At 45.0% G+C, this 12,710-nt stretch carries 12 protein-coding genes; 2 read left to right on the top strand and 10 right to left on the bottom strand.

The features are described 5' to 3' along the window. The coding region (locus Q0230_RS06605; RefSeq protein ID WP_298609060.1) for a hypothetical protein at window positions 1-109 on the bottom strand (109 nt) is incomplete at its 3' end. 206 nt (window positions 110-315) lie between these two features. On the opposite strand from Q0230_RS06605, the gene Q0230_RS06600 reads away from it, so the two are divergent. Beyond that, entirely contained in the window at window positions 316-2,184 is a 1,869-nt protein-coding gene (locus Q0230_RS06600; protein WP_298609059.1) for a M48 family metallopeptidase, read from the top strand. On the opposite strand, the gene Q0230_RS06595 is transcribed toward Q0230_RS06600, so the two are convergent. The 6 genes from Q0230_RS06595 to Q0230_RS06570 all read right to left on the bottom strand — a co-directional run bounded on the left by Q0230_RS06595 (window position 2,181) and on the right by Q0230_RS06570 (window position 7,259). Further along, window positions 2,181-2,765, bottom strand: a complete 585-nt coding sequence (locus Q0230_RS06595; protein WP_298609058.1) for a DUF4166 domain-containing protein — start codon at window positions 2,763-2,765, stop codon at window positions 2,181-2,183. The two genes, Q0230_RS06600 and Q0230_RS06595, sit on opposite strands and share 4 nt — an antisense overlap. 2 nt (window positions 2,766-2,767) lie before the next feature. Next, the gene (locus tag Q0230_RS06590; RefSeq protein WP_298609057.1) at window positions 2,768-3,241 is read right to left on the bottom strand and encodes a DUF2269 domain-containing protein; all 474 of its coding nucleotides are present in this window, start codon (window positions 3,239-3,241) and stop codon (window positions 2,768-2,770) included. After that, a complete protein-coding gene (locus Q0230_RS06585) occupies window positions 3,238-4,065 on the bottom strand; it encodes an NAD-dependent epimerase/dehydratase family protein (RefSeq protein WP_298609056.1) in 828 nt (275 codons plus the stop codon). The genes Q0230_RS06590 and Q0230_RS06585 overlap by 4 nt, the downstream gene beginning before the upstream one ends. A gap of 69 nt (window positions 4,066-4,134) precedes the next feature. Beyond that, window positions 4,135-5,151, bottom strand: a complete 1,017-nt coding sequence (locus Q0230_RS06580; protein WP_298609055.1) for a helix-turn-helix domain-containing protein — start codon at window positions 5,149-5,151, stop codon at window positions 4,135-4,137. Beyond that, window positions 5,148-5,948: an alpha/beta hydrolase gene (locus Q0230_RS06575; RefSeq protein ID WP_298609054.1), complete on the bottom strand. Its 801-nt coding sequence runs from the start codon at window positions 5,946-5,948 to the stop codon at window positions 5,148-5,150. The genes Q0230_RS06580 and Q0230_RS06575 overlap by 4 nt, the downstream gene beginning before the upstream one ends. 3 nt (window positions 5,949-5,951) lie before the next feature. Beyond that, complete coding sequence (locus tag Q0230_RS06570) at window positions 5,952-7,259, bottom strand: O-acetylhomoserine aminocarboxypropyltransferase/cysteine synthase family protein (RefSeq protein ID WP_298609053.1); 1,308 nt, start codon at window positions 7,257-7,259, stop codon at window positions 5,952-5,954. 230 nt (window positions 7,260-7,489) lie between these two features. Here Q0230_RS06570 and Q0230_RS06565 point away from each other — a divergent pair, with 230 nt between their 5' ends. Beyond that, on the top strand, window positions 7,490-10,060 hold the full coding sequence (locus tag Q0230_RS06565; protein ID WP_298609052.1) for a hypothetical protein: 2,571 nt from the start codon (window positions 7,490-7,492) through the stop codon (window positions 10,058-10,060). Window positions 10,061-10,128: 68 nt separating this feature from the next. Here Q0230_RS06565 and groL read toward each other — a convergent pair whose 3' ends face one another. The 3 genes from groL to Q0230_RS06550 all read right to left on the bottom strand — a co-directional run bounded on the left by groL (window position 10,129) and on the right by Q0230_RS06550 (window position 12,709). Further along, a complete protein-coding gene (gene groL, locus Q0230_RS06560) occupies window positions 10,129-11,760 on the bottom strand; it encodes a chaperonin GroEL (RefSeq protein ID WP_298609051.1) in 1,632 nt (543 codons plus the stop codon). A 37-nt stretch (window positions 11,761-11,797) separates the two neighbouring features. Further along, entirely contained in the window at window positions 11,798-12,085 is a 288-nt protein-coding gene (gene groES / locus Q0230_RS06555) for a co-chaperone GroES (protein ID WP_298609050.1), read from the bottom strand. Window positions 12,086-12,226: 141 nt separating this feature from the next. Then, the gene (locus Q0230_RS06550; RefSeq protein ID WP_298609049.1) at window positions 12,227-12,709 is read right to left on the bottom strand and encodes an FxsA family protein; all 483 of its coding nucleotides are present in this window, start codon (window positions 12,707-12,709) and stop codon (window positions 12,227-12,229) included. Window position 12,710: the final 1 nt, after the last annotated feature.

Raw genomic sequence — 12,710 nt, 5'->3', positions numbered from 1 at the left:
TGGTGACCTTAAGGCCACGTGCTTCAAGGATTGCACCAAGAGAGGCGGCTGCGATGCCTTTGCCAAGGGAAGAAACGACACCGCCAGTAATGAATATGTATCGTGCCATAGTAGGAGGCTGAACCTGTTGTGAACTGCAATGCGCGCGCATACTAGCACAGCTAGACTCTTTGCTAAAGAAGTCCACACTTTGAAAAGCTATCTCTATTACTCTGTCGAAATGATGCCTAACAACAGGCCATCAATCGGAAAAATCATAAGTAGGTTCAGAGCTTTGTTAGGCTAAATCAAGATGATTCGTCAACCCAAACCCTAATGAAAACAACCACTGAACAGCGTCTCTACTTTGAAAGCTTAGTCGCACAAGCTGAGCAAGAACTAAACCAGCAACCGGAAACTTATAAACGCCGCTTGCAACGCTTAGTCTATTTAGGCTATGCGGTCATTTTCGCTATTTTTATTAGTTTAGTGTTATTAGCTGGTGGTGCTACTTGGCTCGCGCTCACTAGTTCTGCTCTGTTAATCCTTTTGTTGAAAACTAAGCTGATTTTTGTAGTATTCGCTTTAATTTGGGTTTTATTGAGATCAATCTGCATAAAAATTCCTAGCCCCAAAGGTTATGTATTAGAGCGCAAGCACTATCCTAAGTTGTGGGACGAAGTAGATAAAATCAGTAACACGTTAAGCACCCCCACTATTCATCAAATTATTCTTGATACCAACCTGAATGTAGCACTGGTACAAACTCCACGGTTTGGTTTAATTGGCCCCACCCGAAATACCTTAGTCATTGGTTTAGAATTATTACTTGCCCTTTCTGTGCAACAAACACGCTCAGTCTTGGCTCACGAACTTGCGCACTTATCTGGAAATCACAGCAAATTCGCTGGAAAAATTTATCAGCTCCGTCAGAGCTGGTCGCAAATCAACCAGTCTTTTATTCAAGCCAAGGCTCTAGGTACGGGCTTGATCAGTAAATTTTTTAACTGGTATGCGCCTTATTTTGCTGGCTACTCCTATGTGTTAGCGCGTGATAATGAATATGAGGCTGACTATATCGCCAGCCAATTAACTTCACGCGAAGCAGCTGCTTCGGCTTTAGTATCCTTAACTGTTTTAAATGAGTTTACCCAACAACATTTTTGGAAACCTTTATTTGAGCGTCCCTACACTCAAGCCCAGGCCGAGAGCCAGATTTACACCTTGTTAAGGCAGTTTTACCAACAAGCTAATCTAAAAAATGAAGATTTTAAACGCTACTTACGAGCTGCGCTGAATCGTAAAACCGATCCAAGTGATACACATCCAGCGCTGATGGAGCGTTTGAAGGCCTTAAAGCTGGTAAATTTACAAGCAAACTATGCCCATGAAGCTAAAGCAATTACTTGGTTAGAACCTGAACTTGAGCCTGTTTTTAAACATTTCAATCGAAAATGGCTAGAATCTTATGGTGCACAATGGGATGACTTACATGCCCGCTCTAAAATTGCGCGGGAAAAGGTTAATCAACTCAAAATGCGATTGTATGAGGACTTAACCCCTAAAGAACGCTGGAATTTGGCTCAACTTACTGCGGAATATTTACCTGAGAAAGATGCTCTCCCACTGTATCAAAAATATGCTGAATATCATCCGGAAGATACGGAGGCTGATTTAGCCATTGGCCGTTTACTCCTTGAGCGAGATAATCCTAATGGCATTAATTACTTGGAAGAAGCGATGCTGCAGCCAAATTTACAATTGGCAGCAGCAGAGGCTGCATGGCGTTTTTATACTAAACAAAATGATACCGAGCAAAGCAAGCGCTGGTTAATCCATCTAGAAGCGGCTACCGATATGATGGCTGCTGCCCAGCAAGAACGTGCTGACTTACAAGCTAAAGATGTGTTGATTGACCCAAGCATGAATGCCATTACCAGCTTAAAGCCAATCCTCCTTGAAAGCTTGGCCAAGCAGAAAAAGGTGAAGGCTATCTGGTTAGCTCAAAAAGATGTCCAACACTTTCCAAATTATCCCGTGTATGTGATCGCGGTTAAAATACGCGGTTTTGTGGTCAATCAGGAAAAACTACAAGAACGGCTCTTAACTAGTTTAGAACTGCCCAATGATGCTTTCCTGATCAACAGTGTGTCGCATAAAAAACTGTTTAAACAGGCTAGTACCGTAGGACAACGTATTTATTAAGGATTAATTACTTCGGTGCGAAAACGCCCTGAGTAACGATAAATCTGTCCAAACAGAGGATGCTTTAAGCGAAAATCCATCGTGAAATGCTGTTCATCAACACCTATTTCTTCGATGGTGGTATGCCCTAGGACTAAAGATTCAGGAATGGGAATCAGTAAGCTGCCTAATTTCAAAATATAGCTACGGCCTTCATAATAGAGCTTCCCCTCCTGTACTTTGACAGCCATTTTTAAACCCAGAAAAGGCTTCACATACTCAATCAACTCATTGCCACCGCAATACTGCCAGACACTATCAAAAGACATGACTTGCTTAGGTAATTCGACCCGACGCTGCCAGACTTGCTGTTCGCCACTCATGCGCTTACTAACTTGCGTTGGTGTATTCTGTGCCTGCTGATTAATCAAGGTTCCAAATAAGCGTAAAAAATTAAGCGGCCATTGCATAAACTTAGGGTATTCCACACTCAAGACACCCACATCGCGATTACCAGCAGACATATAATGTGCTTTTAAAGCAGGAGCCAACTCATCCCATTGCGCGCCTAAAGCCTGTTGCATAATAGAAACTACGGCCATTGTTACACTCCACCTGTAAACTTAAACACCATCAATAACACAATCAGGATCATGGCAATGAAAGCTGGCACACCAAGCCAAAACCAATAACGTGCATAACGCCAATACAAAGTAGGCAGCTCCGTTTGTGTTGCTAAGGCATGCTCCGATAAACGGCGCATTTGAATTTGTAACCAAACTACAGGCAACCAACAAGCACCCGCTAGCGCATACAAAACTAAACTCAGCATAATCCACGGCGTGGTGAGTGGATAATGTAAGAGATACACCATCCACAAACCGCTGATTGGCTGAAAAATAACAGTCGGGGTAGTAAATAACCAATCGGCTAGCACTACATGCCGATTCATCACAGCGATATGCGCAAGATTTCCGCTACGATCTGCCATCCACTTATAAAAAGCGCTGCCTAAACCCGTCCCAAATAGCAGTACCATGCTTAAAATATGCAGGTACTTAAGACTGAGGTAGCTCATGCTCGCTCCCCTAACCCCAAGGGCATCCGCCCCAGAAACTGCTTAAAGCCCGTTACATCCGCTGTATTACCTTTCTCCAACATACGCATATTATCGGGATGTAGCACTGGAATCAGCTTATGTCCCACCTTAGCACTGAGCATAATTAACGACCAAGGAATCGAGATAGTCAGCGCTGGCTTTTTCCCTTGCTGCGCCCGCAAAGCTTGGAGCCAAGTTTCTAGCGTATATTCTTTAGGCCCCACGACATTAATCACTTGCTTAGTGGGTTCCGCAGTTAAGCAATGCAAAACCGTAGCCACCACATCGGTAACATTCACCGGCTGAATCCGCTGCTGTCCACCGCCGGGGAGACTAATAATCGGTAAAGCGGCTAAGCGCCGGAACATAGCATCGCTGGCCCCACCTAGCCCATACACGAGGGATGGACGGAGAATAAACCAATCTAAATTTAAAGCTTTTAACCCATCATCCGCAGCCTTTTTGCTGAGTTGATAAGGTACAAAACCTGCCTCAACCCCAAGCGCAGAGATTTGAATAATGCGTTTAACTCCTTGCTGCTCACTGGCTTTAAATAGTGCCAAAGGGGCACGTGTATGCAGATTTTCAAAGGACTGCCCACGGGTTTCAGCAATAATCCCCACCGCATTAATCACTACATCCACACCCGCTAAATAGGGAACCCACTGTTCAGGCTGCAACATTTCATTGAAATTGATACCATAGCGGCGCGCAATCGGTACGATGCTATGCCCAGCTTGCTCTAAGGCTGTTTTAATCGATCCACCAATAAAACCGCTGGCACCCGTGATTAATACTTTCATAGCTGCTCCTTTTTAGATGAATTTAGAGCTAAACTAAGGCAAACACACTAGATTAGGCTTCCGTTTTGATCATTTCGGAATGGATTTTTGGTTTAATTTACGAAATTGCCCAGGGGTCATACCGACAATCTCACGGAAAGCCTCATAAAAATTCGACTGTGAACTGAACCCTACATCCAGACCAATGCCCAGCACCGTAGCTTTAGGTTCGTTGATTAATTGAGCTTTAGCTGCTTCCACACGCTGCTCGCGTAAATAGCGCGAGAAACTTTTGCCCAAACGTGTATTGATCAACTCAGATAACTGGTAATGGCTTAGACCCAAAGCCGCTGACAAACTGGGCAAATCTAACTCCGTATTCTGATACAGCTGTTGAGTTTGCATGAATTGCTGCAGTGTTTGTAAAGCAGCCTCACAATCGACTTTGCCTAACGTGGAAACTGCATAAGTTTCTCTTGCTGCCTCTGCGACTTCGGTGGGTAATTGTGGGGCGAAGCTTAAAACTATACTGACGAGCACAAACCCACAGCCAATCGCTGTCGCATACAAGCTAAAAAACACTCGATCCGGTACGAAAGAATTACTCACCCCAAGTAAAATAACCAAGATCGCCAGAGCAAATATGAGGGCTAAGCCTAAAAGCTCCAAGCGGAAACGATTACGTTGTGCTCGTAAAGCATAAATATTGAAGCCTAGACGGATTAAATACCCAGAACCGACCACAAAAGCTAAAGGCAATCCCCAATTAGACGGCAAAACTAGTGCTAACAGAACCGGTAAGAAATGCCTCCAGCGTTGAGTGAATGCTTGGATTTGTGCCTCTAACAAAGGCGCACTGAGTAGATAAAAAGTGGGAGCCACCATAAATAATAAAATATTGTAAAAACGGCTGTGCACCCAATCAGTACCAAACTCTAGATAGCTAAAATTTAAAACTTGAATACCCGCTAAAATAACGAGCAACACAGCACTCAACTGAGCGACCACTTGAGTGGACTGGCGCACGGCATAGAGTCCTAATAAGCCTGCATTGATCACCGAAAAGCCAATCAACAAGAGGGCCAAACCTGTCAATAAATTCATCATGCCCTTAAGGCGAACGGCTGAATAAAATTACGCAATAGCTGTAAACAAGCTGCTGGCTCTTCCACCGGCAACATATGTCCTGAAGCTAATTCCGTATGACTTTGTAAATTGGGTAAAACGCCTGCTAACGCTCGTCCGGCTTTAATCGGGGTCATACGATCATATTCGCCGAAAATTAATTGGGTAGGCGCAATGATTTTTTGCGCGGCTAGCTCGCCATTTTGATAAGCCTGACAAACTGCTAAATCCGTAGCTAAGGGATTCTGCTGCATAATTTGCCCTGCTATTGCTAAGGGGGCTAAGCCTGGAACCTGTGAGTTGCCAAATTGATAAGCTTCTCCAAAGCCCCAACTCAACATAGCAGCAACCGCTGCTGGCTTATTCTTCTGTGCCAACTGTAGGAGCTGATCATTTACCGGAATAGCGGCTCCAGTTGCAAGCAAGCTCAACGAACGGATTCGAGCTGGTTGCATAGCAGCCGCCTCTAAAGCGACTAAAGCCCCTTGAGAATGACCGACTAAACTCACCGTTTGAATTTTTAGTTGATCAATTAAATCCCAGACCCAAATGGCAGCAGCTTCAATTGAAGCTAAAGCTTGGCCGGTGGAGAGGCTATGCGCAGGAAAATCAGGTGCTAGTACAGAAAAGCCATGAAAAGCAAACCAGCGGGTTTGGAGCTGCCAAGCACGATGATCCATCCCACTGCCGTGTAAGAAGATGACCGTAGGTAAATTCGCATCGAAAACTTTGCCACCTGTACCAAGATAAATTTGGGCTTGTTGGAAGTTTAGATACATGAGCTACTCCTTGACTAACTTCGCAGCAGCTTTCAAACCCCGACTAAAATCAGCTTGAATATCCTGTAAGGCTTCTAACCCTACCGAAACACGTAACAGATCCGCACTAATCCCTGCTGCCTGTTGGGCTTGTGAGTCTAACCGTGAATGCGTCGTTGAAGCAGGATGTAAGACTAAAGTACGTGAGTCACCCACATTCGCAAGATTAGTACCAAGCTGCAACGCATCCATAAAAGCTAAACCTGCAGCTAAACCGCCGTGAATGCCAAAGCTTAAAATAGAGCCTGCCCCTTGCGGCATCAACTCTTGAGCCAAAACATACTGTGGATGCGTACTTAAACCCGGATAATTCACCCAAGCCACCCCGCCTTGCTGAGTCAGCCACTCGGCCAAAGCCTGTGCATTGTCTACATGCTTAGCCATACGTAAATTTAAAGTTTCTAAACCCTGTAGCAGTAAAAAAGCATTCTGTGGACTTAAAGCTGCCCCGAAATCACGCATAGCCTCAGCACGAACCCGCATAGTGAAAGCGGCGGGGCCAAACTCTTCCCAAAAATTTAAACCTTGGAAGGGTGCATAATCTTCAGTAAGGGTTGGAAAAGCACGTTGCTCTGTACCCCAATTAAAATTCCCACCGTCAATAATCGCGCCACCTACAGCATTTCCACTACCACCAATCCATTTAGTTAAAGAATGCACAACAATATTCGCTCCCAAGTCGATAGTTTTAGCCAAAGCGGGGGTTGCAAAAGTGGCATCCACGACTAAAGGCACAGCCTGCGCTTGGGTGATGGCTGCTAATTTAGGTAGATCGGCAATATCTAAAGCGGGGTTACCAATGGATTCGCAAAAAACCAATTTAGTATTGGCTTGAATAGCCGTAGCCACTGCTGTGTGATCATTAATATTCACAAAGCTCGTGGTGATACCAAAGCGCTTTAAGGTATAGCGTAATAAAGTTGCGGTTGAACCATAAATCTGCGCGGCAGCAACAATATGGTCGCCCACCGAACATAAACTTAAAAAAGTGGTGAATAGAGCACTCATGCCCGAAGCCGTACAGACACAACCTACGCCCCCTTCTAAAGCCGCTAAGCGTTGCTCTAACACAGCTACCGTAGGGTTGCTCATCCGACTATAAATATGCCCACCCTGCTCAACATTAAATAAGGCAGCACCTACTGAAGCCTCTCCAAAAGCATAACTAGTGGTTTGATAAATCGGTACTGCGCGACTGCCATATGGTGGTTCAGGTTGGTAGCCTGTATGCAATGCTATGGTAGCGGGGGCAAAGAAGGACGCAGTGGGCATAACTGGCTCCTATAAAAACAAATCATTGGGCAGAACAAGGTATTTTTTTGTAAAAAACTACTCATTGGAATGAGCCTTAGGCCAGCTAAACTGAACAACTAGGCTCCTCCCATTGACTAAGTATCCTGATAGTACTGCATTTAATCCAGCTTAGATGCTATGTACCAGCGGAATGCTCTATACTTGCCTGCTATTCTTAATCTATCGCGACTTGATGGGCAGTTGAAACCATGTCGACCTCAGTAAAAGCAACAGCGCCAAAAGCGGACACACCTTTAATTGATAACCGCTTTAGTGTGCGTCGTAAAATGTCCTCCACCGCTTTAGCCGATGTATATTGGGCTGATGACTTATATACCCCCACTCAAGGTGAGCAAGATCATTTCGTCTTATTGGTCTTAGCGGCTCCTGCCATTAGCACACTGCCAGGCTTTGCTAAAGCTTGGTCTGCGGTTATGTCACGCCCTGCCCCGCCTGCAGCTTCTTATCCAACTATTCTCGATTGGGGGAGTGAAGGTGATAACTACTGGTTTAGCTGCGCTAACACTCAGGGCAGCCTACTGAGCGAATATTTTAATGAAATTGATAAGCGCGGTTTGACCCCTGATCAAGCTTTTAATCTAACTGAAGCTATTAGTCATGCTTTAAGTAATGTGCAAGCAGGGGCTTTTGGTTATTTTGAACCGGGTAGCACTTTACGTACTGATCATGGCTATGTATTGCTGAATGCCCCTCTAGTTAAAGTGATGCATTCACTTCTTTTGCAGCAAACGGGCGTGCGCTCACCTTTGGCATTACATTCACCGTGGCTAAGCCCTTCAGTCGCGGTTGGCGATATACCCGTCACTGAAGATGATAGCTTTTCGATGGCCAGCTTGTATCAGATGCTCTTAGGTCTACAGCCCCCTTATGGTCAACAAAGCACTCTAACAGCCTTAGCACGTGGGACGCCATTAACTGCTAATCCAAAACTCAAAGCTGAAGCTCAACAAGTTTTAACTCAGGCACTCTCACTACAGCGTAACCAACGCCCAGAAAATCCAGAAGCCTTATTAAAAGCCTTAGGGCGAAAAAACTATCGTAAAGTCTTATTGCCACTGGCAGCTTTAGCAGCCTTAGGTGTGGTGGTTTATGCCAGTTATCATTTAGTCTCAAAATTTGATGATTTACTGAATAAACCTACACAAATTACTCAAACCCAGACACCTGCTAAACCAGCAACCACCACTTCCAGTACGGAAGCCATTGTTGGCAAAACTGATACAACTAACCCACCCACCACTGAAGCAGTAAGCCTAGTCAATGAGTCGGCTGTTAAACCTGTTGAAACAGCTGCTTCTACAAATACACCAACTGTGCCAGCAACTCCTGCAGAGCCTATTAATCCTGCCGGTACGACTACGGTAGCAGCACCCACACCGCTAGCAACTACTGAAGCGACTACAACTGCTACCACTACTACAAACACAATAGCTCCACCAACAACAGCAACTTTACCTACTGAAACGACTTCTACTCAAACCATACCCAGCACGACTACTACAGAAGTTATTGCAACCGAACCTTCAACCACAAGCAGTCAAGTTGCTAGTTCAGAAGTAACCACTCAGGCCAATCCTGAGCAGCAAGCTCAATTGACACAATTGATTTTAAAAGCGACTGAAGCGTTTAATGCGGGCAATACTAATGGGTCTGATGGGGCTTTAGCCACTCTACGTCAAGTATGGGCAGTTGCTCGACAAGAGCCTAATGCACGCGCCTTGCTGAATAAAATCATTGCACAACAACAGCAGCAAACTGAAAGCCATATCAATCTCAATAAACCCGAAGCAGCCAAAGCCTCATTAACCCAAACCGATGATTTAATTCGTGAATTTACTTTAACGGATCGGATTGAAGAGCAAGTCCGTTTAGAAAGCATCTTAGAAATTCGCGAGCGTGAGCAACGTGAGGCGGGTGATTTATTACAACAAGCAAAAACGGCTATCCAACGCGGCAATCTAGGCAAAGAAGCTGGTGAGAGTAATGCCCTTGCGTATCTGAATAAGCTTATGTTTATCCTACCTAACAACACTGAAGGGCAGGCACTTTTAGAAAATGTGGTGCAAGCACGCCAAGCCCAAATCAAAACTAGTCTGGAGCGCAATAAACTCAGCAAAGCAGGCGATTATTTGGATGAAACGAGTCGTTTAATTCGTAAGTATAATCTGACTGGACTCACCAAAACTCAAGCTTCTTTAGAACGAGATTATCGGCAAGCTGTCGAGGCAAGACAGGCACAAACTGTTAATAGTCAAGCACCTAACTTAGCGGTGACCGAACAAGAGGCAGTCGATCAATCTGCTAGTATTGTGCCCCCCCCTGCTGAAGGTGAACGTTATGTAACCCCGAATGATGACTTAACGGTATTAAATCAAGCTATTCCATCCACTAACGAATCAGCAAGTCAACAGCCCGTAGTCGGTGAATTACAAAATCCCGAGTCTGCTACTGTACAAACCATGACTAGACCTAGACGCCCACAGCCTGCACCTGTACAAGCCTCCTCAGAAGAAATCCAAGGTGGCCCAGCTCAGGTAGAAATTCTCGAGCAACCGCTTCCCCAAGAAATTACTCAGCCTGCCGTAGAACCAGCACCCACAGTTGCGACTCAACCGGAAGAACTGCCCGTAGAAGTCGTACTCCCTGAACCACAAGCGACTCCTGTGGCTGCTGGTACGATTAATAATCAAGGCGTTTTAAATGTACGTGGTTTAGCAACACCAACTGCAGAAGAGATTCCTGATAGTGAACGTAAATAAGTTAGCTTACTAAAGAAAAAAGGCTCCAGTTGGAGCCTTTTTCTTATCAAGACTTAGTCAGTCTTAACTTACATCATGCCGCCCATGCCGCCCATATCTGGCATTGCTGGAGCTGCATCTTTCTTTGGTAACTCAGCCACCATCGCTTCAGTAGTGATGATTAAGCCTGCTACAGAAGCTGCATTTTGCAGCGCTGTACGCGTTACTTTAGTCGGATCTAAGATACCCATTGCGATCATGTCGCCGTACTCAGAAGTACGTGCGTTATAGCCTTGGTTACCTTCGCTCGCTTTCACTGCATTCAGAATAACTGAAGGCTCATCACCTGCGTTTGCGCAGATTTGACGTAAAGGCTCTTCCATAGCGCGCATCGCAATTTGGATACCAACGTCTTGCTCGTGGTTTTCGCCTTTTAAGCTACCAATGGCTTGTAAAGCACGTACCAGTGCAACACCACCGCCAGGAACCACACCTTCTTCAACCGCAGCGCGCGTTGCATGCAGAGCATCTTCTACGCGAGCTTTTTTCTCTTTCATTTCGACTTCAGTCGCAGCACCAACTTTAATTACCGCTACACCGCCAGCCAATTTAGCCATACGCTCTTGGAGCTTTTCACGGTCGTAATCAGAAGTAGTGACTTCCATTTGCGCACGAATTTGCTCAACACGAGCTTTGATGTCATCAGCAGAACCAACACCGTCGATTACAGTGGTGTCTTCTTTAGTGATTACAACGCGCTTTGCTTGACCTAAGTCTTCTAAAGTCACATTGTCTAAGCTCATGCCCACTTCTTCAGAAATGACCGTAGCGCCAGTCAGAATCGCTAAATCTTGTAACATCGCTTTACGACGATCACCAAAGCCTGGAGCTTTAACTGCCGCGACTTTCACGATACCGCGCATATTGTTCACTACTAAAGTGGCTAAGGCTTCGCCTTCGATATCTTCAGCAATGATCAATAAAGGCTTGCCTGATTTTGCAGCGCCTTCTAAAGCGGGCAACAATTCGCGGATATTAGAGATTTTTTTGTCGTGCAACAGAATGTAAGGGCTATCCAACTCAGCCGTCATGCTTTGTTGATTGTTGACGAAGTAAGGAGACAGGTAGCCACGATCAAATTGCATCCCTTCAACCACAGCTAATTCATTCTCTAAAGAGTTACCTTCTTCAACCGTGATAACGCCTTCTTTACCGACCTTATCCATCGCATTCGCAATGATAGTACCGATAGATTCATCAGAGTTAGCAGAGATTGTGCCTACTTGAGCGATTGCATTATTATCTTCGCAAGGCTTAGACATAGCGTGTAATTTTTCAACTGCAGCAGTCACTGCTTTGTCAATACCGCGTTTCAGATCCATTGGATTCATGCCCGCAGTCACTGACTTCATGCCTTCACGCACGATAGCTTGCGCTAATACGGTTGCAGTTGTGGTACCGTCACCTGCTGCATCAGAAGTTTTAGAGGCAACTTCTTTCACTAATTGCGCGCCCATGTTCTCGAATTTGTCTTCAAGTTCGATTTCTTTCGCAACTGATACACCGTCTTTCGTCACAGTTGGCGCACCGAAAGATTTTTCTAAAACCACGTTACGGCCTTTAGGGCCTAAAGTTACTTTAACTGCATTCGCTAATACATTAACGCCTTTCACCATCCGTGAACGCGCATCATCACCAAAACGTACGTCTTTAGCACTCATTCTTTTTAATCCTCTTTAAATCAGTTAGCTGGGTGAATTAAGCAATAACTGCCAAAATATCTTCTTCACGCATGATCAATACTTCTTGACCATCGACTTTCACTGCAGTACCAGCATATTTACCGAACAGTACTTTGTCGCCAACTTTAACTTGTGGAGCGATACGCTCACCGTTATCACTTGCTTTACCTGGGCCAACTGCTAAAACTTCGCCACGATCTGGTTTCTCAGTTGCATTATCAGGGATGATGATACCGCTGGCGGTTTTACGCTCTTCTTCCATGCGACGCACAACAACGCGATCATGCAAAGGACGAATACTCATTGTGGATACTCCTCGGATTTATTGAATCAGGATTTATTTGGGGGCTAGCAGGGAATTTTCAACCTGTTAGCACTCAGTGTTAACGAGTGCTAATAATAAGGACGGCTTGAGCAAAGTCAAGGGTGAGAAAATGAAAAAAATTTAAGGCTCATCCTTACGGATGTACTCACCCTCTAATGCAGTAGGTGTAGGTCGCGGGGCATTCGGCTCATTAACACGGCTATTACTATGAATATAAACATCGTTGTAGACCACTCCCGACTGTCGTTGCAGGCGCTTGGCAAACAGCTTCATTAACAGCTTGCGGGTAGGTGGCAACAGGCAGAATAACCCCAGAAAATCGGTAAAGAAACCGGGCGTCATCAGCAAAATACCGCCCAAAACGATGAAAATACCCTCTTTCAATTCGTCAGCAGGAAGCTGTCCTTGACGCAAATTATTTTGAAATCGAGCCAATGCCGCCAGACCTTGTTGCTTTAATAAATAAGCACCCAACACAGAGGTAGCAATGACTAATAAGATGGTGGGTAAAGCGCCAATCACATGCCCTACTTGGATAAGCAAATAGATTTCAATCAAGGGTACGGCAAAAAATAACAGCGCTAAAATGGGTAAAGTACGCAAA

The sequence above is a fragment of the uncultured Thiothrix sp. genome, from assembly GCF_937876535.1.
GTDB lineage: Bacteria > Pseudomonadota > Gammaproteobacteria > Thiotrichales > Thiotrichaceae > Thiolinea.
The sequence above is the reverse complement of the archived record's forward strand: the minus strand, read 5'-3'. Positions and strand labels throughout refer to the sequence as shown.

Coding starts and splice junctions, on each gene's coding strand:
- Q0230_RS06600 (WP_298609059.1), top strand. CDS start 316: ATGAAAACAACCACTGAACAGCGTCTCTACTTTGAAAGCTTAGTCGCA.
- Q0230_RS06595 (WP_298609058.1), bottom strand. CDS start 2,765: ATGGCCGTAGTTTCTATTATGCAACAGGCTTTAGGCGCGCAATGGGAT.
- Q0230_RS06590 (WP_298609057.1), bottom strand. CDS start 3,241: ATGAGCTACCTCAGTCTTAAGTACCTGCATATTTTAAGCATGGTACTG.
- Q0230_RS06585 (WP_298609056.1), bottom strand. CDS start 4,065: ATGAAAGTATTAATCACGGGTGCCAGCGGTTTTATTGGTGGATCGATT.
- Q0230_RS06580 (WP_298609055.1), bottom strand. CDS start 5,151: ATGATGAATTTATTGACAGGTTTGGCCCTCTTGTTGATTGGCTTTTCG.
- Q0230_RS06575 (WP_298609054.1), bottom strand. CDS start 5,948: ATGTATCTAAACTTCCAACAAGCCCAAATTTATCTTGGTACAGGTGGC.
- Q0230_RS06570 (WP_298609053.1), bottom strand. CDS start 7,259: ATGCCCACTGCGTCCTTCTTTGCCCCCGCTACCATAGCATTGCATACA.
- Q0230_RS06565 (WP_298609052.1), top strand. CDS start 7,490: ATGTCGACCTCAGTAAAAGCAACAGCGCCAAAAGCGGACACACCTTTA.
- groL (WP_298609051.1), bottom strand. CDS start 11,760: ATGAGTGCTAAAGACGTACGTTTTGGTGATGATGCGCGTTCACGGATG.
- groES (WP_298609050.1), bottom strand. CDS start 12,085: ATGAGTATTCGTCCTTTGCATGATCGCGTTGTTGTGCGTCGCATGGAA.